The sequence below is a fragment of the Pantoea ananatis PA13 genome, from assembly GCF_000233595.1.
In the GTDB taxonomy this organism is placed as follows: domain Bacteria; phylum Pseudomonadota; class Gammaproteobacteria; order Enterobacterales; family Enterobacteriaceae; genus Pantoea; species Pantoea ananatis.
Genome location: NC_017554.1, coordinates 4439096 through 4462853, shown reverse-complemented (window position 1 = coordinate 4462853; position 23758 = coordinate 4439096). Strand labels below are relative to the sequence as shown.

Annotated in this window: 14 protein-coding genes, 6 tRNA genes and 3 rRNA genes; 19 read left to right on the top strand and 4 right to left on the bottom strand. The window is 52.6% G+C overall.

The features are described from left to right. Positions 1 to 39: 39 nt before the first annotated feature. On the top strand, positions 40 to 822 hold the full coding sequence (tatD, locus tag PAGR_RS20995; protein WP_014606975.1) for a 3'-5' ssDNA/RNA exonuclease TatD: 783 nt from the start codon (positions 40 to 42) through the stop codon (positions 820 to 822). Here the strand turns inward: tatD and rfaH are convergent. Then, a complete protein-coding gene (rfaH, locus tag PAGR_RS20990; protein ID WP_014606974.1) occupies positions 819 to 1307 on the bottom strand; it encodes a transcription/translation regulatory transformer protein RfaH in 489 nt (162 codons plus the stop codon). The two genes, tatD and rfaH, sit on opposite strands and share 4 nt — an antisense overlap. A gap of 301 nt (positions 1308 to 1608) precedes the next feature. Between rfaH and ubiD the strand changes: the two genes are divergently transcribed. Both ubiD and fre read left to right on the top strand, forming a co-directional pair. After that, the gene (gene ubiD / locus PAGR_RS20985; RefSeq protein WP_013024103.1) at positions 1609 to 3093 is read left to right on the top strand and encodes a 4-hydroxy-3-polyprenylbenzoate decarboxylase; all 1485 of its coding nucleotides are present in this window, start codon (positions 1609 to 1611) and stop codon (positions 3091 to 3093) included. Between the two features lie 42 nt (positions 3094 to 3135). Beyond that, the gene (gene fre / locus PAGR_RS20980) at positions 3136 to 3837 is read left to right on the top strand and encodes an NAD(P)H-flavin reductase (protein ID WP_014595029.1); all 702 of its coding nucleotides are present in this window, start codon (positions 3136 to 3138) and stop codon (positions 3835 to 3837) included. A gap of 66 nt (positions 3838 to 3903) precedes the next feature. Here fre and fadA read toward each other — a convergent pair whose 3' ends face one another. Together fadA and fadB are read right to left on the bottom strand one after the other, a co-directional pair. Then, entirely contained in the window at positions 3904 to 5067 is a 1164-nt protein-coding gene (gene fadA, locus PAGR_RS20975) for an acetyl-CoA C-acyltransferase FadA (protein ID WP_014606973.1), read from the bottom strand. An 11-nt stretch (positions 5068 to 5078) separates the two neighbouring features. Then, positions 5079 to 7262, bottom strand: a complete 2184-nt coding sequence (gene fadB, locus PAGR_RS20970; RefSeq protein WP_014606972.1) for a fatty acid oxidation complex subunit alpha FadB — start codon at positions 7260 to 7262, stop codon at positions 5079 to 5081. 185 nt (positions 7263 to 7447) lie between these two features. Here fadB and pepQ point away from each other — a divergent pair, with 185 nt between their 5' ends. The 11 genes from pepQ to birA all read left to right on the top strand — a co-directional run bounded on the left by pepQ (position 7448) and on the right by birA (position 19577). Continuing rightward, on the top strand, positions 7448 to 8779 hold the full coding sequence (gene pepQ / locus PAGR_RS20965; RefSeq protein ID WP_013024107.1) for a Xaa-Pro dipeptidase: 1332 nt from the start codon (positions 7448 to 7450) through the stop codon (positions 8777 to 8779). After that, positions 8779 to 9411, top strand: a complete 633-nt coding sequence (locus PAGR_RS20960; RefSeq protein ID WP_014606971.1) for an IMPACT family protein — start codon at positions 8779 to 8781, stop codon at positions 9409 to 9411. Before pepQ ends, PAGR_RS20960 begins: the two co-directional genes overlap by 1 nt. Positions 9412 to 9427: 16 nt before the next feature. Further along, positions 9428 to 10879, top strand: coding sequence for a Trk system potassium transporter TrkH (gene trkH / locus PAGR_RS20955; protein ID WP_013024109.1), 1452 nt, complete (start codon positions 9428 to 9430; stop codon positions 10877 to 10879). 18 nt (positions 10880 to 10897) lie between these two features. After that, entirely contained in the window at positions 10898 to 11434 is a 537-nt protein-coding gene (gene hemG / locus PAGR_RS20950; protein WP_014606970.1) for a menaquinone-dependent protoporphyrinogen IX dehydrogenase, read from the top strand. Positions 11435 to 11842: 408 nt separating this feature from the next. Further along, positions 11843 to 13382, top strand: a 16S ribosomal RNA gene (locus tag PAGR_RS20945). 73 nt (positions 13383 to 13455) lie between these two features. Beyond that, positions 13456 to 13532: transfer RNA gene (locus PAGR_RS20940), tRNA-Ile, on the top strand. A 148-nt stretch (positions 13533 to 13680) separates the two neighbouring features. Continuing rightward, positions 13681 to 13756: transfer RNA gene (locus PAGR_RS20935), tRNA-Ala, on the top strand. A gap of 235 nt (positions 13757 to 13991) precedes the next feature. Continuing rightward, positions 13992 to 16898, top strand: a 23S ribosomal RNA gene (locus PAGR_RS20930). 209 nt (positions 16899 to 17107) lie between these two features. Continuing rightward, positions 17108 to 17223, top strand: a 5S ribosomal RNA gene (gene rrf / locus PAGR_RS20925). Together the 16S, 23S and 5S rRNA genes with 2 tRNA genes alongside form the textbook arrangement of a ribosomal RNA operon. A gap of 360 nt (positions 17224 to 17583) precedes the next feature. Beyond that, on the top strand, positions 17584 to 18621 hold the full coding sequence (murB, locus tag PAGR_RS20920) for a UDP-N-acetylmuramate dehydrogenase (RefSeq protein ID WP_014606969.1): 1038 nt from the start codon (positions 17584 to 17586) through the stop codon (positions 18619 to 18621). Next, positions 18618 to 19577, top strand: coding sequence for a bifunctional biotin--[acetyl-CoA-carboxylase] ligase/biotin operon repressor BirA (gene birA, locus PAGR_RS20915; protein WP_014606968.1), 960 nt, complete (start codon positions 18618 to 18620; stop codon positions 19575 to 19577). Before murB ends, birA begins: the two co-directional genes overlap by 4 nt. A gap of 45 nt (positions 19578 to 19622) precedes the next feature. On the opposite strand, the gene coaA is transcribed toward birA, so the two are convergent. Then, positions 19623 to 20570, bottom strand: a complete 948-nt coding sequence (gene coaA / locus PAGR_RS20910; RefSeq protein ID WP_013024113.1) for a type I pantothenate kinase — start codon at positions 20568 to 20570, stop codon at positions 19623 to 19625. Between the two features lie 1155 nt (positions 20571 to 21725). Here coaA and PAGR_RS20905 point away from each other — a divergent pair. The 5 genes from PAGR_RS20905 to tuf all read left to right on the top strand — a co-directional run bounded on the left by PAGR_RS20905 (position 21726) and on the right by tuf (position 23534). Then, positions 21726 to 21801: transfer RNA gene (locus PAGR_RS20905), tRNA-Thr, on the top strand. Between the two features lie 7 nt (positions 21802 to 21808). Then, positions 21809 to 21893: transfer RNA gene (locus tag PAGR_RS20900), tRNA-Tyr, on the top strand. A gap of 193 nt (positions 21894 to 22086) precedes the next feature. Then, positions 22087 to 22161, top strand: a tRNA-Gly gene (locus PAGR_RS20895). A gap of 5 nt (positions 22162 to 22166) precedes the next feature. Further along, positions 22167 to 22242: transfer RNA gene (locus PAGR_RS20890), tRNA-Thr, on the top strand. Between the two features lie 107 nt (positions 22243 to 22349). Continuing rightward, the gene (gene tuf / locus PAGR_RS20885; RefSeq protein ID WP_013027471.1) at positions 22350 to 23534 is read left to right on the top strand and encodes an elongation factor Tu; all 1185 of its coding nucleotides are present in this window, start codon (positions 22350 to 22352) and stop codon (positions 23532 to 23534) included. Positions 23535 to 23758: the final 224 nt, after the last annotated feature.

Below are 23758 nucleotides of genomic sequence, written 5' to 3'. Positions count from 1 at the left end.
TTTTTGTTTAGGGTGTTATTGATAAAGAGTGGAAAAAATATGTTTGATATCGGTGTAAACCTGACCAGCACGCAGTTCGCCTCCGATCGGGAAAAGGTGATCTCACGCGCGCGCGAAGCGGGCGTCACCGGCATGTTGATTACCGGCACCAACGCACTTGAAAGTCAGCAGGCGCAGAAACTGGCTGAGGCCCATCAGGATTATTGTTGGTCAACCGCTGGCGTGCATCCCCATCATGCCAGCGAATGGTCAGCGGACGTTGCTAACACGCTGCGCCGCCTGGCAGAGAAAAAAGACGTAGTGGCAATAGGTGAATGCGGTCTGGATTTTAATCGTAACCTGTCCGCTCACCAGCAGCAGGAGTATGCGTTTGACGCTCAGTTGGCACTGGCGGCAGAGCTTAATATGCCGGTGTTTCTTCACTGCCGGGAAGCCCACGAGCGCTTTGCGGCAGTTCTTGAACCCTGGCTGCCCAAATTGCCTGCTGCAGTGATTCACTGCTTTACCGGCACGCGCGAGGAGCTGACCGCTTGCCTGGACATGGGGCTGTCGGTAGGGATTACGGGCTGGGTATGCGATGAGCGTCGAGGTATCGCGTTGCGTGAGATGCTGCCACTGATTCCGGCAGAGCGGTTATTACTGGAAACGGATGCACCTTACCTTCTGCCGCGTGATATGCGTCCCCGTCCCACGTCGAGACGAAATGAACCCTGCTTCTTGCCGCATATCCTGCAGCAGGTCGCAAACTGGCGCGGGGAGAATGTCGAGATGCTAACACGTCAGGTGGATCACAATGCGCGTAAGCTGTTCGGGCTGATTTAGGCTTTACGGAACTGCCGGTTATCCACGCTGCGTACGACCTGCTTGTTGAGCAGATTCAGCAACAGAATTGAGCGTGCTTCGCCATCCGGTTCAGAGAATATCGCACGCAAGCCCTCGAACGTGCCTTCGGTGATGATCACTTCATCACCGTTTTGCGGCGTTTCGGGATCGAGCAACGTCTGGGGGACGTCGGTTTGCAAGGCATCAATCACCAGGGCGGGCACGGTTGCCGGTGTTGTACCAAAGCGCACAAAATGGCTGACGCCACGCGTACTGCTTATGGTCGTGGTATGAATGGCTTCCGGATCAAATTCGATAAATAGATAGTTTGGAAACAGCGGCTCACTCACGGTCGTCCGCTTACCGCGCACGATCTTCTCCATCGCGATCATTGGACTCAGGCATTTTACCTCTTGCCGCTCAAGATGCTCTTTCGCACGCAATAGCTGCCCACGTTTGCAATAGAGTAAATACCAGGATTCCATAACTGCTCCCAATGAATGGACGCTAAGAATAGCAAACCTCCAGCCAGAGTTATAGCGCATTGGGGCCTGTAACGCGGCGTTGCCTGGAAAATAAACTAAGATTGTTCTGAATGATCAGTGCCACCGCATAAAGTGAGTAAACGTGAGTCATTCGCAACCCACGGGGCAATAACGATCGCCGTACCCAGCCTGACCGTTGTAAGTTACAGGCCAGGTAAAAGATGGGGCGCATAAAGCTCAACACATCCCCACAATCAGCCCTATAATGGCCCATTCACCCTGGCCGGAAAGTTGAAGCCGCATGAAATATCAGGATTTAAGAGACTTTATTGCGCTGCTTGAACAGCGTGGTGAACTTAAGCGTATATCGCACGAGATCGACCCCGAACTGGAAATGACGGAAATTGCTGACCGCACCTTACGTGCAGGCGGCCCGGCATTATTGTTTGAGAACCCTAAGGGTTACGACATGCCCGTTCTGTGCAACCTGTTTGGCACGCCAAAGCGCGTGGCGATGGGTATGGGGCAGGAAGAGGTCAGCGCACTGCGAGAAGTGGGCGAACTGCTGGCCTTTCTCAAAGAACCCGAGCCGCCAAAAGGCTTCCGTGACCTGTTCAGCAAAATGCCGCAGTTTAAGCAGGTGCTGAATATGCCCACCAAAAGGTTGCGCAATGCACCCTGTCAGGAAGAGGTCTTCAGCGGCGACGAGGTCGATCTAACGCGGATTCCGGTCATGAAATGCTGGCCAGGCGATGCAGCACCCTTAATTACCTGGGGGCTCACGGTAACCCGCGGTCCGCATAAAGAGCGACAAAACCTGGGCATTTATCGCCAGCAGGTGATTGGTAAAAACCGTCTTATCATGCGCTGGCTTTCTCATCGCGGCGGGGCACTTGATTATCTGGAGTGGACGAAAGCCCATCCTGGCGAGCGTTTCCCGGTATCTGTTGCGCTGGGTGCCGATCCGGCGACAATTCTTGGCGCGGTGACCCCGGTACCGGACACGCTGTCAGAATATGCCTTTGCGGGCCTGCTGCGGGGGAATAAAACCGAAGTGGTCAAATGTATTTCCAACGATCTGGAAGTGCCTGCCAGCGCGGAAATCGTGCTGGAAGGCTACATTGAACCCGGCGATATGGCCCCGGAAGGCCCCTATGGCGACCATACGGGCTACTATAATGAAGTCGATAGCTTCCCGGTTTTTACCGTAACGCATATTACTCAGCGGCATCAGCCTATTTATCACTCGACCTACACCGGACGTCCGCCAGATGAGCCAGCTGTCCTTGGCGTGGCGTTAAATGAAGTGCTGGTGCCGATTCTGATTAAGCAGTTCCCGGAAATCGTCGACTTTTATTTACCACCCGAAGGATGCTCCTACCGGCTGGCGGTCGTCACGATTAAAAAACAGTATGCCGGTCATGCCAAGCGCGTAATGTTTGGCGTTTGGTCGTTTCTTAGACAGTTCATGTACACCAAATTTGTTATTGTGTGTGACGACGATGTTAATGCCCGTGACTGGAACGACGTCATCTGGGCAATTACTACGCGTATGGACCCGGCGCGCGATACCGTATTGGTAGAAAACACGCCAATCGATTATCTTGATTTTGCGTCACCGGTGTCAGGACTGGGTTCTAAAATGGGCCTGGATGCGACGAATAAATGGCCGGGCGAGACACAACGAGAGTGGGGCACGCCGATTGTTAAAGATCCGGCAGTCACTGCGCGTATCGACGCTATCTGGGATGACCTCGGTATTTTTAAACAGCCATCACAGCGTTGATGGCGCGCAATAACCATAAAGACGACCCGACAGAGGGAACGCATGACAACGTTAAGCTGTAAAGTAACTTCAGTTGAAGCGATTACCGACACGGTGTATCGCGTTCGCCTGATTCCGGAAGCGGAATTTAGCTTTCGTGCAGGACAGTATCTTATGGTAGTGATGGATGAGCGCGATAAGCGTCCGTTTTCTGTAGCCTCTACGCCAATGGAAACCGAAATCATTGAGCTGCATATCGGCGCGTCGGAGCTTAACCTGTATGCGATGGCCGTGATGGATCGCATCCAGCAAGACGGGCAAATCGTTGTTGATATTCCCCACGGCGACGCATGGTTGCGCGAAGAGAGTGATAAACCGTTAATCCTGATTGCGGGCGGCACGGGCTTTTCCTATGCGCGCTCCATCTTACTGACGGCGCTTGCCCAACAGCCTGATCGCGACATTGCGATTTACTGGGGCGGCCGTGAGCTGAAACACCTGTACGATATGGATGAACTGGACGCGCTGGCCATTAAGCATCCTAATCTCAAAGTGATTCCGGTAGTAGAACAGCCTGAAGCAGGCTGGCAGGGTCGTTCTGGCACCGTATTAACGGCCGTCATGCAGGACTTTACTACGCTGAGTGAGCATGAGATTTATATCGCCGGGCGCTTTGAAATGGCAAAAATTGCGCGCGATCGCTTCTGTTCTGAGCGTGGCGCAGTGGAATCACAGATGTATGGCGATGCCTTTGCCTTTATCTGATTTCATTTAGCAAGAAAAAACCCGCCCCTGACAGGCGGGTAAATCCCACAATAACGTCCCAACGTATCAAACGCGTTCGATAACGGTGGCGATGCCCTGACCCAGGCCAATACACATTGACGCCAGACCAAAGTGCGCATCGCGGCGTTCCATAATATTCAGCAACGTCGTACTGATGCGTGCGCCTGAACATCCCAGTGGATGACCCAATGCGATGGCGCCGCCATTTAAGTTCACCTTCTCATCCAGTTTGTCTGACAGGCCCAAATCCTTAATGCAGGGCAGAACCTGCGCTGCAAAGGCTTCGTTAAGCTCGAAGATGTCAATGTCGTCAACGCGCAGCCCAGCGCGCTTCAGCGCCAGCTTGCTGGCGGGCACCGGACCGTAGCCCATGATTGAGGGATCGCAGCCCACCACCGCCATACTTTTAATACGGGCGCGTGGTTTTAGCCCCAGCTCCCGTGCGCGGCTTTCACTCATAATCAGCATGGCGGCTGCCCCATCTGACAGGGCTGAGGATGTGCCTGCGGTCACCGTCCCGGTCACGGGATCAAATGCAGGTCGCAGTGCCGCAAGGCCTTCCAGGCTGGTATCTTCACGGATCACTTCATCAAAGTCATAGCGTTTCAGCACGCCGTCGGCGTCGTGGCCGTGTATCGCAACAATTTCATTTGCGAAATCGCCGCGCTGTGTCGCCTGCCAGGCACGTTGATGGGAGCGCAAAGCGAATGCATCCTGCTGCTCGCGGCTAATGTGGTGCATGCGCGCCAGCATCTCTGCGGTTAATCCCATCATTCCTGCCGCTTTCGCAACGGTACGCCCTAAGCCGGGATGAAAATCAACGCCATGGTTCATGGGGACATGTCCCATGTGCTCCACACCACCGATCAAACAGGCATGTGCATCTCCCACCATAATGGCGCGTGCGGCATCGTGTAGGGCCTGCATTGAGGATCCACACAGACGGTTGACCGTTGTGGCGGGTACGACATGCGGGATTTCGGCCAGCAGCGCGGCGTTGCGGGCAATATTAAAGCCTTGCTCCAGCGTTTGCTGTACGCAGCCCCAGACGATGTCATCCAGGGTGGCAGCATTGACTGCCGGATGCCGACTTAACAGTTCACGCATAAGGTGCGCTGACAGGTCTTCAGCACGAACGTGACGAAAGGCACCGCCTTTCGAGCGGCCCATTGGCGTGCGCACTGCGTCAATAATGACTACATTTTCCATTTTTTATCACCTCAGGCGCTTCTGAACGCGGCTTCATCAATCGGTTTGACGGCGGGGTACCAGCTTTCATGTTGGCGCGCTTTTTCTGACAGCAGGGCAGGCAGCTCATACAGGCCGCCCAGTGCCGTATAGCGTTTCGCCTGATCCACGACATTACTGTTCCCCAGCGTGTCGAGATAACGGAAAGCCCCGCCACGGAATGGCGGGAATCCCAGGCCGTACACCAGCGCCATGTCTGCCTCGGCAGGTGAAGCAATAATCTTCTCTTCCAGACAGCGGACAACTTCATTCAGCATTGGCAACATCATGCGGTTCAGGATTTCTTCATCACTGAAGATCCGCTTAGGCTGGCAGGCAGGTTCAAGCAGCGCATCGACCTCGGGATCAGAGACTTTTTTAGGTTTCCCTTTTTTGTCTTCTTCCCAACGCCAGAAGCCTTTACCGTTTTTCTGACCAAAGCGTTTTGCTTCAAACAGAATATCGATAGCATCGCGATAGTCTTTTTTCATACGCTGTGGGAAACCATCCGCCATCACGCTTTGCGCATGATGTGCGGTATCAATCCCCACGACATCCAGCAGCCAGGAAGGGCCCATCGGCCAGCCAAACTGTTTTTCCATCACTTTATCGATTTGGCGGAAATCCGCACCATCACGCAACAACATGCCGAACGCGGCAAAGTAAGGGAACAGAACACGGTTTACGAAGAAGCCAGGACAGTCATTCACCACGACAGGGGTTTTGCCCATCTTGCTGGCCCATGCCACGACTTTACCCAACGTCGCTTCACTGGTTTTCTCTCCGCGAACCACTTCTACCAGCGGCATACGGGGAACCGGATTAAAGAAGTGCATACCGCAAAAGTTTTCGGGACGCTGCAGTGCCTGCGCCAGCTGGCTGATGGGGATCGTAGAGGTATTCGAGGCCAGGATGGCATCACTGCGCATATGCTTTTCTGTTTCAGCCAGCACACTGGCTTTGATCTGTGGATTTTCGACCACGGCTTCGACCACGACATCGGCCTGATCAAATCCGGCATAATCCAGCGTAGGTTGAATGGTGGCAATGACGGCAGCCAGCTTATTCCCGTCTATCTTACCTCGCTCCAGCTGCTTGTTCAGAAGCTTACTGGCTTCGTTCATGCCCAGGGTCAGCGCCTGCGGATGAATATCCTTCATCTTGACCGGCACACCTTTCCACGCCGACTGATAGCTGATGCCGCCACCCATAATCCCGGCGCCCAGCACGGCAGCCTGCTTCGGCGCACCATTTTCGCTGCTGCGTTTTTTTGCCAGCCCTTTAATGTACTGATCGTTGAGGAAAATTCCGACGAGCGCGCGAGCCACATCCGATTGCGCCAACGGAACAAACGCCGCCGTTTCCAGTTTTAACGCATCGTCACGTCCTAATGCGGCTGCGGCCTCGATCGTCTTCACGGCGGTGAGCGGCGCAGGATAATGTTTCCCTGCCGTTTGCATGACCATGCCTTTAGCGATCGTAAAACTCATTGCGGCCTCGACAGGGCTGAGTTTTAACGGCGCTAATTTAGGGGCGCGACGTGCCCGCCAACTGCCATCACTGGCTGCCGCTTTAAGCATTGTCAGCGCTGCATCGCGCAGTTTATCAGGGCTGACAACTGCATCGACCAGACCCAGCCTGAGCGCAGCCATACCATCAATATCTTTACCTGCCGCAATGATTTCCAGCGCGCTGTCAGCACCCAACAGGCGAGGCAGCCGAACGCTGCCGCCAAAACCCGGCATGATGCCCAGCTTGGTTTCAGGTAAGCCCAGGCGGGCGGTTGGCGTGGCAACCCGTAAGTCCGTCGCCAGAACACATTCACAGCCACCGCCCAGCGCGTAGCCATCGATCGCGGCGATGGTGGGAACGGGTAAATCTTCCAGACGATTAAAAATGCTGTTTGCGAACGTCAGCCACTGGCTCAGCTTTTCCGTTGGCGCGTCAAAAAGCGCAAGGAATTCGGTGATGTCAGCCCCAACGATAAAGGCGGGTTTAGCTGAGCTCAGAAGCACGCCGCGCAGATCGGCGTGTTGCTCCAGCACAGCAATCGCTTCGCCGAGGCTGGCAACGGTTTGTGTATCCAGCTTATTAACGGAGCCGGGGGCATCAAACACCAGCTCGACAATGCCGTCGTCCAACTGATTAAGAGTGAGGTTAGCGCCTTGGTAGAGCATGTACGTCTCCTGAAACCGCGAAAGGTGATCTGGTCATACCAGATGATCGTGAGTTTGGGAGCGATGTTAATTTTTTGCAAACAGCTCTTTGTTTATTTGCTAACAAGATCACAGCCGCCCTGAACCCGGCATCCGTATTTCGGCTGTGATAAACTGCGGCTTTTCCGGACACTGGAGAGGCGGCAATGGATTCATTAAAAAGCTTGTATCACGCGCATATTACGACCTTGCAACAACGTGCTCAGCAGGTATTGGCACGTCATAAACTGGATGCCATGCTGATCCATTCCGGCGAGTTGCTCACCGTGTTTCTGGACGATCATACTTATCCGTTTAAGGTTAACCCGCAATTTAAGGCATGGGTGCCCGTAACCCAGGTGCCAAACTGTTGGTTGTGGATTGACGGTGTGAACAAACCGAAGTTGTGGTTTTACTCTCCGGTGGATTACTGGCATAACGTTGAACCACTTCCGCACAGTTTCTGGACCGATGACGTTGAGATTATCGGCCTGGCAAACGCGAATGCCATCGGCGATCTTCTGCCAGCCCAACGTGAAAACGTCGCCTACATTGGCCCGGTGATCGAACGTGCGGCGCAATTAGGGATTAAGGCGGGAAATATTAATCCAAAAGGCGTGATCGATTTCCTGCATTACCATCGCAGCATAAAAACCGATTACGAGCTCAGCTGTATGCGTCAGGCGCAAAAAATTGCCGTGGCCGGGCATCGTGCGGCGAAAGAGGCCTTTTCTGCCGGCCTGAGTGAATTTGATATCAATCAGGCTTACCTGACGGCAACCGGACATCGCGATACCGATGTGCCCTATGGCAATATTATCGCCCTGAATGAGCATGCCGCCGTGTTGCACTACACCAAACTGGACCATCAGCCACCGGCTAAGCGTTACAGTTTTTTGATTGATGCCGGAGCGGAATATCAAGGCTATGCCGCCGATCTGACGCGAAGTTATGCCGCACAAAGCGGCACGCTGTATGCCAAAATGGTTGAGGCGATGAATACGGAAGAGCTGGCGTTGATTGCTACGCTGAAAGCGGGCGTGCGCTACACCGATTATCATCTGCAAATGCATCAACGTATTGCGAAATTGCTGACGAAGTTTGATTTGGTCCACGGGATAAGCGAAGAGGCGCTGGTAGCCGAGGATTTGACCGGCCCCTTTATGCCACACGGTTTAGGCCACCCGCTGGGCTTGCAGGTCCACGATGTCGCGGGCTTTATGCAGGATGAAACCGGTACGCACCTGGCCGCGCCAGAGCAATATCCTTATCTGCGCTGCACCCGGGTTATCCAGCCTGGGATGGTGTTAACCATTGAGCCAGGCTTCTATATTATTGATTCACTGCTGGCCCCGCTGCGAGAAGGCAAATTCAGCGCGCATTTTAACTGGCAGGCACTGGATGCGCTTAAGCCTTATGGCGGTATCCGCATTGAGGACAACGTGATTATCCATGCGAACCGCGTCGAAAACATGACGCGCGACCTGCATCTTGCCTGATGGAGGCGTTTGATATTCCTGCGCAGGCGCTCAGCGTCAGCGAGGAGACGATCAAAAAAAGCCGGTTTATTACGCTGCTGGCTCACACCTGTGGCGTGGACGCGGCGCGGGCTTTTGTCCAGCAGGTCAAGCAGGATCACCCGACGGCCCGGCACCATTGCTGGGCCTGGGTAGCGGGTGCGCCCAACGACTCACAGCAGTTGGGCTTTTCCGATGATGGTGAGCCTTCCGGGACGGCAGGTAAACCCATGCTCGCGCAGTTAATGGGTGCCGATATCGGAGAAATTACGGCAGTGGTCGTGCGCTACTACGGCGGCATTATGTTGGGGACGGGGGGCCTGGTTAAGGCTTATGGCGGCGGTGTCCAACAAGGGTTGAAACAGCTTGAGCGCCAGCGAAAAGTTCCGGTAAAACTGTTCACGTTACAGTGCGATTACGCCCAGTTGAGCGATATTGAGCGCCTGGTGCAGCGCTTTGAAGGGAGCATTTCTGAAAGTCAGTATCTTGACCGTATCACTATGACGCTGGCTTTGCCTTATGGACATATTGATGGATTTAAGCAAAACCTGTCAGACTTCAGCCGGGGTGCGTTAACGCTTCTTCCGCTTACACCACGATGTTCTTCTCTTTGATTAAAGGAACGGCTTAATGCACTTTCGCGCCATTACCCGCATTGTCGGTCTGCTGGTGATCCTCTTCTCGGTAACGATGATTTTACCCGGCCTCGTTGCGCTGATTTATCGGGATGGTGCGGGCCGCGCCTTCAGCCAGACGTTTATGATGGCCCTGGTGATCGGTTCGTTACTGTGGTGGCCGAATCGCAAGAAGAAAACGGAACTCAAGCCGCGCGAAGGGTTTCTGATAGTCGTATTGTTCTGGACCGTGCTGGGCAGCGTCGGTGCCATGCCCTTTATCTTTGCTGAACAGCCGCACCTGTCCGTTACGGATGCTTTTTTTGAATCCTTTTCCGGACTAACTACCACGGGCGCGACCACGCTGGTGGGGTTGGACTCCTTGCCTAAAGCCATTTTGTTCTATCGCCAGATGCTGCAGTGGCTTGGCGGCATGGGGATCATTGTGCTGGCCGTGGCTATCCTGCCGATTCTGGGCGTCGGTGGCATGCAGTTGTATCGTGCTGAAATGCCTGGCCCATTGAAAGACAACAAAATGCGCCCGCGCATTGCGGAAACGGCCAAGACGCTCTGGCTCATCTATGTGTTGCTGACGATTGCCTGCGCGCTGGCCCTGTGGTTTGCCGGGATGCCTGCCTTTGATGCAATCGGCCACAGTTTTTCCACTATCGCCATTGGCGGTTTTTCAACGCATGATGCCAGTATCGGCTATTTCCAGAGTGGAACGATCAACACCATCGTGGCGGTGTTCCTGCTGATCTCCGGTTGTAACTACGGCCTACACTTCTCATTACTGAGTAACCGCAATCTGCGAGCCTACTGGCGCGATCCCGAGTTCCGGATGTTTATCGGGGTGCAGCTGACGCTGGTGCTGATTTGCACCATCGTCCTGTGGCTCCACAATGTGTATGACAGTGGCTGGCAAACGCTGAACCAGGCCTTTTTCCAGGTCGTATCCATGGCAACCACTGCGGGATTCACCACGGACAGTATTGCGCGCTGGCCGCTGTTTCTACCGGTGTTGCTGTTGTGTTCTGCATTTATTGGCGGCTGTGCGGGTTCTACCGGCGGCGGTTTAAAAGTGATTCGTATTCTGCTGCTGTGCAAACAGGGTAACCGTGAGCTTAAGCGGCTTGTCCATCCCAATGCGGTTTACACCATCAAACTGGGCAATCGTGCGCTGCCGGAACGTATCCTCGAAGCCGTATGGGGATTCTTTTCGGCATACGCGTTGGTGTTCCTGATCAGCATGCTGGCCATTATTGCCACCGGCGTTGATGATTTCTCAGCGTTTGCTGCGGTTGCGGCAACGTTAAACAATCTTGGCCCGGGCCTGGGCGTAGTTGCCGATAACTTCACCTCAATGAACGATGTAGCTAAGTGGATTTTGATTTCTACTATGCTGTTTGGTCGCCTTGAGGTTTTCACGTTGCTGGTGTTGTTCACGCCGACCTTCTGGCGGGAATAACGAATAAGGATGAACATAATGAAAGCGTTAATTCTCTTTTCCACCCGCGATGGTCAGACGCAAAAAATAGCCTCGGCTATTGCTGATGAGATTAAGGGCCAGCAATCTTGCGATGTCATCAATATCCAGGATGCAAAGACACTCGACTGGCAGCAGTACGATCGGGTGTTGATTGGTGCTTCAATCCGCTATGGTCATTTCCAGCCTGTCGTAAACGAATTTGTTAAGCACAACCTGCTTGCACTGCAGCAGCGCGTAAGCGGCTTTTTCTCCGTTAACCTGACGGCGCGCAAGCCTGAGAAGCGCTCGCCGGAAACGAATGCTTATACCGTCAAGTTTTTAGCACAGTCGCCCTGGCAGCCTGATTGCTGCGCCGTCTTTGCTGGCGCACTCTATTATCCGCGCTATCGTTGGTTTGACCGGGTCATGATTCAATTCATTATGCGGATGACTGGCGGTGAAACGGATGCATCTAAAGAAGTGGAATACACGGACTGGCAACAGGTGCAGCGTTTTGCCAGGGATTTTGCACAGTTACCAGGCAAATCGTACTGAAATAACGCGATTTGGCGAAATTTGAGACGAACAGTAATCTTTTTGCAATTAACCCTTGTCAGGCCGCGCGAACTCCCTATAATGCGCCTCCATCGACACGGCACAACGGCTTACGGAATGCGGTGTTGAGAGGGTCAGGCAACTGAACCGCCGGAGAAAAACTTCTGAAAAAGAGGTTGACTCTGAAGGAGGAAAGCGTAATATACGCCACCTCGCGACAGACGGTTAACCCGCTGTTCGCACTGCTCTTTAACAATTTATCAGACAATCTGTGTGGGCACTCGCAGGATTGATATCAGCGTCTCCGGACGTAAAAAATATCAAAGCCTCACGAGTGAACACATAATGAAATTCATTATGACGTTTTACAGATGAGCACCGCTGAACTTGTTTCAGCAAATCAAACTTAAATTGAAGAGTTTGATCATGGCTCAGATTGAACGCTGGCGGCAGGCCTAACACATGCAAGTCGGACGGTAGCACAGAGAGCTTGCTCTCGGGTGACGAGTGGCGGACGGGTGAGTAATGTCTGGGGATCTGCCCGATAGAGGGGGATAACCACTGGAAACGGTGGCTAATACCGCATAACGTCGCAAGACCAAAGAGGGGGACCTTCGGGCCTCTCACTATCGGATGAACCCAGATGGGATTAGCTAGTAGGCGGGGTAACGGCCCACCTAGGCGACGATCCCTAGCTGGTCTGAGAGGATGACCAGCCACACTGGAACTGAGACACGGTCCAGACTCCTACGGGAGGCAGCAGTGGGGAATATTGCACAATGGGCGCAAGCCTGATGCAGCCATGCCGCGTGTATGAAGAAGGCCTTCGGGTTGTAAAGTACTTTCAGCGGGGAGGAAGGCGATGTGGTTAATAACCGCGTCGATTGACGTTACCCGCAGAAGAAGCACCGGCTAACTCCGTGCCAGCAGCCGCGGTAATACGGAGGGTGCAAGCGTTAATCGGAATTACTGGGCGTAAAGCGCACGCAGGCGGTCTGTTAAGTCAGATGTGAAATCCCCGGGCTTAACCTGGGAACTGCATTTGAAACTGGCAGGCTTGAGTCTCGTAGAGGGGGGTAGAATTCCAGGTGTAGCGGTGAAATGCGTAGAGATCTGGAGGAATACCGGTGGCGAAGGCGGCCCCCTGGACGAAGACTGACGCTCAGGTGCGAAAGCGTGGGGAGCAAACAGGATTAGATACCCTGGTAGTCCACGCCGTAAACGATGTCGACTTGGAGGTTGTTCCCTTGAGGAGTGGCTTCCGGAGCTAACGCGTTAAGTCGACCGCCTGGGGAGTACGGCCGCAAGGTTAAAACTCAAATGAATTGACGGGGGCCCGCACAAGCGGTGGAGCATGTGGTTTAATTCGATGCAACGCGAAGAACCTTACCTACTCTTGACATCCACGGAATTTGGCAGAGATGCCTTAGTGCCTTCGGGAACCGTGAGACAGGTGCTGCATGGCTGTCGTCAGCTCGTGTTGTGAAATGTTGGGTTAAGTCCCGCAACGAGCGCAACCCTTATCCTTTGTTGCCAGCGATTCGGTCGGGAACTCAAAGGAGACTGCCGGTGATAAACCGGAGGAAGGTGGGGATGACGTCAAGTCATCATGGCCCTTACGAGTAGGGCTACACACGTGCTACAATGGCGCATACAAAGAGAAGCGACCTCGCGAGAGCAAGCGGACCTCATAAAGTGCGTCGTAGTCCGGATCGGAGTCTGCAACTCGACTCCGTGAAGTCGGAATCGCTAGTAATCGTGGATCAGAATGCCACGGTGAATACGTTCCCGGGCCTTGTACACACCGCCCGTCACACCATGGGAGTGGGTTGCAAAAGAAGTAGGTAGCTTAACCTTCGGGAGGGCGCTTACCACTTTGTGATTCATGACTGGGGTGAAGTCGTAACAAGGTAACCGTAGGGGAACCTGCGGTTGGATCACCTCCTTACCTGAAGATACTTTCCCGCGAAGTGCTCACACAGATTGTCTGATAGAAAGTCACGAGCAGAAAAAACCTCTACAGGCTTGTAGCTCAGGTGGTTAGAGCGCACCCCTGATAAGGGTGAGGTCGGTGGTTCAAGTCCACTCAGGCCTACCAAATTTCTTCTTATGCTGCGTTATGCGCGCGGTCGTTTACAGACGTAAACGTCCCTTCCGCATGCCTTGCCTGAGACGAAATGGCATCCTTCTTGATGAAGGATGTTTACTCGGTTGAGTGGTAGTAGTGGTCTCTGCAGTAACTGTATGGGGCTATAGCTCAGCTGGGAGAGCGCCTGCCTTGCACGCAGGAGGTCAGCGGTTCGATCCCGCTTAGCTCCACCATACTCACTACTGTATTTTTTCTGAAAATACTTCAGAGCGTACCGGCAACGGTGTGCTGCGAAGTATTCTGCTCTTTAACAATCCGGAACAAGCTGAAAATTTGAAACGACGCATTGTCGTGTTCCTCCGTAATAAGGAACACAGTACAACGCGTTCGAGTCTCTCAAAAGCTTACAGCTTACAAGCTAACTGTGAAGCCGTTACGGTAAAACAGATAAACGCCTGTGGGTTGTGAGGTTAAGCGACTAAGCGTACACGGTGGATGCCCTGGCAGTCAGAGGCGATGAAGGGCGTGCTAATCTGCGATAAGCGCCGGTAAGGTGATATGAACCGCTACAACCGGCGATACCCGAATGGGGAAACCCAGTGTGTTCCGACACACTATCATGCAGTGAATACATAGCTGTATGAGGCGAACCGGGGGAACTGAAACATCTAAGTACCCCGAGGAAAAGAAATCAACCGAGATTCCCCCAGTAGCGGCGAGCGAACGGGGAGGAGCCCAGAACCATCACCAGCTTGTGCATCAGTGGAAGCGTCTGGAAAGTCGCAGGGTACAGGGTGATACTCCCGTACACAAAGGTGCACAGGCTGTGAGTTCGATGAGTAAGGCGGGACACGTGGTATCCTGTCTGAATATGGGGGGACCATCCTCCAAGGCTAAATACTCCTGACTGACCGATAGTGAACCAGTACCGTGAGGGAAAGGCGAAAAGAACCCCGGCGAGGGGAGTGAAACAGAACCTGAAACCGTGTACGTACAAGCAGTGGGAGCCTTCTTTATGGGGGTGACTGCGTACCTTTTGTATAATGGGTCAGCGACTTATATTCTGTAGCAAGGTTAACCGTATAGGGGAGCCGCAGGGAAACCGAGTCTTAACTGGGCGTTAAGTTGCAGGGTATAGACCCGAAACCCGGTGATCTAGCCATGGGCAGGTTGAAGGTTGGGTAACACTAACTGGAGGACCGAACCGACTAATGTTGAAAAATTAGCGGATGACCTGTGGCTGGGGGTGAAAGGCCAATCAAACCGGGAGATAGCTGGTTCTCCCCGAAAGCTATTTAGGTAGCGCCTCGTGAACTCATCTCCGGGGGTAGAGCACTGTTTCGGCTAGGGGGCCATCCCGGCTTACCAACCCGATGCAAACTGCGAATACCGGAGAATGTTATCACGGGAGACACACGGCGGGTGCTAACGTCCGTCGTGAAGAGGGAAACAACCCAGACCGCCAGCTAAGGTCCCAAAGTCATGGTTAAGTGGGAAACGATGTGGGAAGGCCCAGACAGCCAGGATGTTGGCTTAGAAGCAGCCATCATTTAAAGAAAGCGTAATAGCTCACTGGTCGAGTCGGCCTGCGCGGAAGATGTAACGGGGCTAAACCATGCACCGAAGCTGCGGCAGCGACACTATGTGTTGTTGGGTAGGGGAGCGTTCTGTAAGCCGTCGAAGGTGTGCTGTGAGGCATGCTGGAGGTATCAGAAGTGCGAATGCTGACATAAGTAACGATAAACAAGGTGAAAAACCTTGTCGCCGGAAGACCAAGGGTTCCTGTTCAACGTTAATCGGAGCAGGGTGAGTCGACCCCTAAGGCGAGGCCGAAAGGCGTAGTCGATGGGAAACAGGTTAATATTCCTGTACTTGGTGTTACTGCGAAGGGGGGACGGAGAAGGCTATATCAGCCGGGCGACGGTTGTCCCGGTTTAAGCGTGTAGGTGTGTGTTCCAGGCAAATCCGGTTCACTTTACACTGAGGCGTGACGACGAGGCACTACGGTGCTGAAGTGATAAATGCCCTGCTTCCAGGAAAAGCCTCTAAGCATCAGGTAACACAAAATCGTACCCCAAACCGACACAGGTGGTCAGGTAGAGAATACCAAGGCGCTTGAGAGAACTCGGGTGAAGGAACTAGGCAAAATGGTGCTGTAACTTCGGGAGAAGGCACGCTGGCGCGTAGGTGAAGGGACTTGCTCCCGGAGCTGAAGCCAGTCGAAGATACCAGCTGGCTGCAACTGTTTATTAAAAACACAGCACTGTGCAAACACGAAAGTGGACGTATACGGTGTGACGCCTGCCCGGTGCCGGAAGGTTAATTGATGGGGTTATCCGCAAGGAGAAGCTCTTGATCGAAGCCCCGGTAAACGGCGGCCGTAACTATAACGGTCCTAAGGTAGCGAAATTCCTTGTCGGGTAAGTTCCGACCTGCACGAATGGCGTAATGATGGCCAGGCTGTCTCCACCCGAGACTCAGTGAAATTGAAATCGCTGTGAAGATGCAGTGTACCCGCGGCAAGACGGAAAGACCCCGTGAACCTTTACTACAGCTTGACACTGAACACTGAGCCTTGATGTGTAGGATAGGTGGGAGGCTTTGAAGCGTGGACGCCAGTCTGCGTGGAGCCGGCCTTGAAATACCACCCTTTAATGTTTGGTGTTCTAACGTAGGCCCGTAATCCGGGCTGCGGACAGTGTCTGGTGGGTAGTTTGACTGGGGCGGTCTCCTCCCAAAGCGTAACGGAGGAGCACGAAGGTTGGCTAATCCTGGTCGGACATCAGGAGGTTAGTGCAATGGCATAAGCCAGCTTGACTGCGAGAGTGACGGCTCGAGCAGGTGCGAAAGCAGGTCATAGTGATCCGGTGGTTCTGAATGGAAGGGCCATCGCTCAACGGATAAAAGGTACTCCGGGGATAACAGGCTGATACCGCCCAAGAGTTCATATCGACGGCGGTGTTTGGCACCTCGATGTCGGCTCATCACATCCTGGGGCTGAAGTAGGTCCCAAGGGTACGGCTGTTCGCCGTTTAAAGTGGTACGCGAGCTGGGTTTAGAACGTCGTGAGACAGTTCGGTCCCTATCTGCCGTGGGCGCTGGAGAATTGAGGGGGGTTGCTCCTAGTACGAGAGGACCGGAGTGAACGCACCGCTGGTGTCCGGGTTGTCACGCCAGTGGCACTGCCCGGTAGCTAAGTGCGGAAAAGATAAGTGCTGAAAGCATCTAAGCACGAAACTTGCCCCGAGATGAGTTCTCCCTGAGCCTTTAAGGCTCCTGAAGGGACGTTGAAGACGACGACGTTGATAGGCCGGGTGTGTAAGCGCAGCGATGCGTTGAGCTTACCGGTACTAATGACCCGTGAGGCTTAACCTTACAACGCCAGAGGCGTTTTGGTTGAGAGACGATTTAAATTTTCAGCATTGTTTACCGGATAAAGAATCTGCGGAAACGAAAGATTTTGCGGCGTGACAGGGCGCAGCGCGAAGACATCAGCGGGAGCATACTGAAGTATGTGACCGGTGTGGCTGAGCGATGGCAACGCGGTCACGATGTAAAAGATTCGTTTCGGCACAAAGAATTTGCCTGGCGGCTGTAGCGCGGTGGTCCCACCTGACCCCATGCCGAACTCAGAAGTGAAACGCCGTAGCGCCGATGGTAGTGTGGGGTCTCCCCATGCGAGAGTAGGGAACTGCCAGGCATCAAACAAGTGAAAAAGCCCTGAACTGACGTTCAGGGCTTTTTTACGTCTGCGATCTGCCAGATAGCCCCCATCATATTCCGTCTCATCATGACCCCGATACAACCGCGGGTCTGCAACGCCGCTCTTGCTGCTTTAATCCTCTCCCGCACTGCGTCATTCTGTGCATCATCTCAAACAAAACTGTGAAAATCGTTACCTGCCAGCCTTCCGGTATGCACCCAACCACTTTATTTCTGTCGCTATCAGGATTTTCAGGAGCCGCAAAATCGTTGAAAGCCTTTCATCGCATGCAAATTCCCCCGCATTACCGTTGTGATGCGGTAAACTACCGGCAGATTAACCCGTTAAGGCCGTATCATGTCCAGTTCGTACATCTCATTAAAAGCCGACAACACGCTGGGGCTTGATGTCAGCGCAAAAACACGTATTGTCACCGAATCGCCGGAAGCCATACTTTCAGCCTGGCAAATGAGCCAGCGTAGCCAGCAACCTTTTCTGATCCTTGGGGAGGGCAGCAACGTGCTCTTCCTTGAGGACTTTGCAGGCGTGGTGGTGATCAACCGCATTGCAGGGGTTGAAATCCTTGATGAGACTGAGCGCTGGAAACTGCACGTTGGCGCGGGCGAGAACTGGCACCAACTGGTAAAAACTACCCTGGAAAAAGGGATTTCGGGTCTGGAAAATCTGGCACTCATTCCTGGAATGGTAGGATCAGCACCGATACAGAATATCGGTGCCTATGGCGTTGAGTTAAAAGATGTATGTGAATACGTCGATGTACTAAATCTGCATACCGGTCTCACACAGCGTTTGAGCCGTGACGATTGCCAGTTTGGTTATCGCGACAGTATTTTCAAACATCAGTACCAGTCAGGCTACACGATTATCGCTGTCGGATTTTCGTTGAAAAAACACTGGCAGCCCGTCCTGACCTACGGTGATTTAAAAACGCTAAACCCTGCCACGGCAAATGCCTGGGATGTTTTTCATGCGGTCTGTCATATGCGACAGAGTAAATTACCGGATCCGAAAATAACCGGTAACGTGGGCAGTTTTTTTAAAAATCCCGTGATAACTGGCCAGCAGGCGGCTGTGCTGTTGAGTGAGTACCCAGCGATGCCACATTATCCTCAGCCTACAGGTGAAATTAAACTGGCTGCAGGCTGGCTCATCGATCAATGCCAGCTTAAAGGCAGCCGAATTGGCGGTGCGGCAGTGCATCAGCAGCAGGCATTAGTGTTAATCAATGCTGAAAATGCCACACCTGACGACATTGTCGCGCTGGCAAAAAAGGTACGTTCCCGGGTAGGTGAAAAATTTAATGTCTGGCTGGAGCCAGAAGTTCGTTTCATTCAGGCTCAGGGTGAATGTAACGCTGTAGAGGTCATCTCATGAAGGATCATAGCGTACCGCTTAAATTAATTGATATCCTGGCCGATGGTGAGTTTCACTCGGGTGAGCAACTCGGTGAAACGTTTGGTATGAGCCGTGCGGCGATTAATAAACATATTCAAACGCTAAAAAGCTGGGGCCTTGAGGTATATACCGTCACAGGTAAGGGCTACAGTTTTCCAGCCCCACTTCAGTTACTGAATGAACAAAAGATTTTGGGGCAACTGTCTCAGGCTGATATAGCCGTAATACCGGTTATTGATTCAACTAATCAGTATTTACTCGAACGTATGCATTCTCTGCCTTCAGGATCCGTCTGCCTCGCTGAATATCAGCAGGCAGGACGTGGCCGACGCGGACGTCACTGGTTTTCACCCTTTGGTGCCAACCTCTATATGTCTATGTACTGGCGCCTGGAACAGGGCCCGGCAGCGGCAATGGGGCTGAGCCTGGTGATTGGTATCATTATGGCGGAAACGCTGAGGTCGTTAGGTGCGCAGGACGTACGGGTAAAATGGCCTAACGACATTTATCTTCATGACCGGAAGTTAGCGGGGATCCTGGTTGAATTAACCGGTAAAACCGGCGATGCAGCACAAATCGTGATAGGCGCCGGAATTAATCTGGCGATGAGAACTGCCGAAGCGGCGCAGATTAATCAGGGCTGGATTAACTTACAGGAAGCCGGCGTGACGATTAATCGCAATGAACTGGCAGCAACACTGATTAATCGCCTGCGTGAAGCACTACCCGTATTTGAGCAGGAGGGATTAACGCCCTTTGTGACGCGCTGGGCCGAACTGGACAACTTCATCAATCGCCCGGTTAAATTACTGATTGGTGAACGTGAAGTGCACGGTATTGCTCGTGGCATTGATAATCAGGGTGGTTTGCAGCTGGAACAAGACGGAAAAATTCAATCGTGGGTAGGGGGAGAAATATCTCTTCGACCGGTTTGAAAAATAAAATAAAGCCTGCTTTTTGGCAGGCTTTATCGCCACCTGTTATTTTCTGAGACGCAGTTTTTCCACCGCGTGGTTACCGCTTTTCGTCATAATTAAGCTGGCTCTTTCACGTGTAGGAAGAATATTTTCTTTCAGATTCAACCAGTTAATCTCCCGCCACAACGAGCCAGCAATATTAACGGCTTCGTCTTCAGGTAGCTGAGCATAGTGATGAAAATAAGAGTTGGGATCGGTAAAAGCGCCCTGGCGAAATTTAAGGAAACGATTCACATACCAGCGCTGCAAAAGATCTTCTTCAGCATCCACATAGATTGAAAAATCCACAAAGTCGGAAACAAAAACATGGTGTGGATCGTGAGGATAATCCATGCCGCTCTGCAGCACATTTAAGCCTTCCAGAATCAGAATATCAGGTTGCTGGACAACCTTATCGCCATCCGGAATAACATCATAAATTAAATGGGAGTAGACGGGAGCGGTAACCTGGCTGGCACCCGACTTAAGGTCGGAAACAAATTTCACCAGCCGATGCATATCATAGGACTGAGGAAAGCCTTTTTTCTTCATTAAGCCGCGCTCTTTCAGCACGGCGTTGGGATGAAGAAAACCATCTGTCGTAATTAACTCAACCTTACGGTGTCCGGGCCAGCGGCTCAGAAGCGCCTGCAAAACACGAGCAGTGGTGCTTTTGCCCACCGCAACGCTGCCCGCAATGCTGATGATATAAGGAATTTTTTGCCCGTTCGTTCCCAGAAATTGCTCCAGCACGGCCTGACGGCGAACATTCGAACTTATATAGAAATTAAGCAGACGTGAGAGAGGCAGGTAGATTTCTGCCACTTCCTCAATTGAAAGATCTTCATTGATCCCTTTCAATTGCGCGATCTCATCCTCTGACAGCGTCATTGGAACCGAGTCGCGTAATGCCGCCCACTGTTCACGAGTGAACTGTAAATAAGGCGTCGTAAGTGATGTCGTTTTATCCATAAGTATACATTTGACTGCAGATTCAAACCGATCTGTACATTTTCGCCGATGACGAGTCGGGCCGTGTAGAGAAATGAATTGCCGGTCACAGGGCTATTAACGAGAACAATGGGCTGGAGGGTATCACCAGTATAGCTTTTAAAAGAAGTAAAAAATAAACGGCGGTATGCTTTCGCAAGCCTCTCCGCAGATTTGATAAATCGTCGGTACAGAGACTTGAAATCTTTAATCGTTATGCTTTTTATTGCCCTTCAGACATCAGGCAATTTTGTGCAAAGGCCTTTATGGCTTTCGCACCGCTGTCATCGTGACGCATGGTTCAGGCCGGGTGCATGGCATCAGATATGCCCGGATATACCCTTTTGATGCTGCACAGCTGGCGCTATAGCACGACGTCCGTGCCTGCTGTTCGAAAGACAGCCGCGCTGTGTCGTACAGGCGCATGCAGATTGTCAGCGCTTGCTCTTCATTGCGTGAACACTGTCTGCCCTGGCGTTTTCGGTCTCGTGCTGCTGTATTAAGGACAGCCATAGCTTATCTGTCAGCGACGCTAGTGCGTCAGCCATGCTTATAGAGGCTGTCAGCGACGTTCTTTATCGCATTTGAGTTTCATGCTTACCCGTCCTGCTATGCGGTGGACAGCGTGACAGGCTGTCTGTGAGTCACACAGCCGCTCTACGAACGCTTATGCAGATTATCAGCCCTTATTCTCCTCAGGCACCGTACCGCCCCGCAAGTGGTCTGTCAGCCGTGACGTTTTTATCTGCCTTTCGCCTGATACTGATACTTATCTTCAGGCCGGGCAGTGTCGCCTGAAAACTTTTAGGGGATAACACCCAAGGCTGCGGCCTTAGGTAGGGTCCTGTCGCGATAAAAGTACGCATGAGGTGATTGAAAACTGAGCAGTTAATGCATTTTTCAGGCAGAGGCCTAAGAAAAGGTGAGGGATGAAGACAACAAAGCGGGCGAGACAGGGGGAGGGAGCAACATTATCGGAAAGAGAGCGAAGAGAAATTTTAACCAATAATTGGATGTTATTTCTGCATATCAGGGGTAAATTGCGATGCTTTGCACAAATAGTAAGCGATAGAACAAAAACAGTGATTTTTTTGTTGCATCCTTCTGCCGACCTTCCTAGAATGCGCGTCACTTGATGCCGGCTTAGCTCAGTTGGTAGAGCAACTGACTTGTAATCAGTAGGTCACCAGTTCGATTCCGGTAGCCGGCACCATCAAGTAGGTGGGATTCCCGAGCGGCCAAAGGGAGCAGACTGTAAATCTGCCGTCACAGACTTCGAAGGTTCGAATCCTTCTCCCACCACCATTTCAACCCCCGGGTTGAGAAACAGATAAACAACCTGTTTATCTGGCAGGTGAGTCGCTTCTTCTCACCCTGAATTCAGATTGGGTGTAAGCTCAGTCAAAGTCAGTCAGCTTCGCTGACGGGCGAAGGATAACAGAGGACATCTTCTGTTATTCACAAGCTACAGAAAGAACAGGTAGCCGAGTTCCAGGATGCGGGCATCGTATAATGGCTATTACCTCAGCCTTCCAAGCTGATGATGCGGGTTCGATTCCCGCTGCCCGCTCCAGATGTGCTGATATGGCTCAGTTGGTAGAGCGCACCCTTGGTAAGGGTGAGGTCCCCAGTTCGACTCTGGGTATCAGCACCACTTCCTTTATCTCCCTCCTGATTTTTCTCTGTAACTCCTTGCAGTCAGGCAATGCCTGGTTAATGTGACGATATCTTTGATATATCCGTGTCTTAGAGGGACAAGCGATGGCTAAAGAGCAATTTCAACGTAACAAACTGCACGTAAACGTGGGCACCATCGGTCACGTTGACCACGGTAAAACCACCCTGACTGCAGCGATCACCACCGTTCTGGCTAAAACCAACGGCGGCCAGGCACGTGCGTTCGATCAGATCGACAGCACCCCGGAAGAAAAAGCACGTGGTATCACCATCAACACGGCACACGTTGAGTATGAAACCCCGTCTCGCCACTATGCGCACGTTGACTGCCCAGGCCACGCCGACTATGTGAAAAACATGATCACCGGTGCTGCGCAGATGGACGGCGCGATCCTGGTTGTTGCTGCGACTGACGGCCCAATGCCGCAGACCCGTGAGCACATCCTGCTGGGTCGTCAGGTAGGCGTTCCTTACATCATCGTGTTCCTGAACAAGTGTGACATGGTTGATGACGAAGAGCTGCTGGAACTGGTTGAGATGGAAGTTCGTGACCTGCTGTCACAGTACGACTTCCCGGGCGACGATACACCAATCGTTCGCGGTTCAGCCCTGAAAGCGCTGGAAGGCAACCCAGAGTGGGAAGAGAAGATCGTTGAGCTGGCTGGTCACCTGGATAACTACATCCCGGATCCAGTACGTGCAATCGATATGCCATTCCTGCTGCCAATCGAAGACGTATTCTCAATCTCTGGCCGTGGTACTGTTGTAACCGGTCGTGTAGAGCGCGGTATCGTTAAAGTCGGCGACGAAGTTGAAATCGTTGGTATCAAAGATACCGCGAAATCAACCTGTACCGGTGTTGAAATGTTCCGCAAACTGCTGGACCAGGGTCAGGCAGGCGAAAACTGTGGTGTTCTGCTGCGCGGTATCAAGCGTGAAGACATCCAGCGTGGTCAGGTTCTGGCGAAGCCAGGCTCAATCAAGCCACACACCAAGTTCGAGTCAGAAGTTTACGTTCTGTCTAAAGACGAAGGTGGCCGCCATACTCCGTTCTTCAAGGGCTACCGTCCACAGTTCTACTTCCGTACCACAGACGTGACCGGTTCAGTAGAGCTGCCAGAAGGCGTTGAAATGGTTATGCCAGGCGACAACATCAAAATGGTTGTTACCCTGATTCACCCAATCGCAATGGACGAAGGTCTGCGCTTCGCAATCCGCGAAGGTGGCCGTACCGTTGGCGCAGGTGTTGTTGCCAAAGTTATCGCTTAATTACCGATAATATTTGACGCAATGCACGTGGAAAGGGCATCATTTGATGCCCTTTTTGTACGCTGTTTCATAGAACCTGACTCATCAGTGATTTTGAACCATAATCATTGTTGAGACAGGCTCTGTTATGCGGCGCTGGATACCGAGTTACGCCCCAAAAGCTCATTCGGTTTGGATGCCTCGCAATGCGGGGCAGAATAGTTTCTGAATTATTGTGGCAGGTT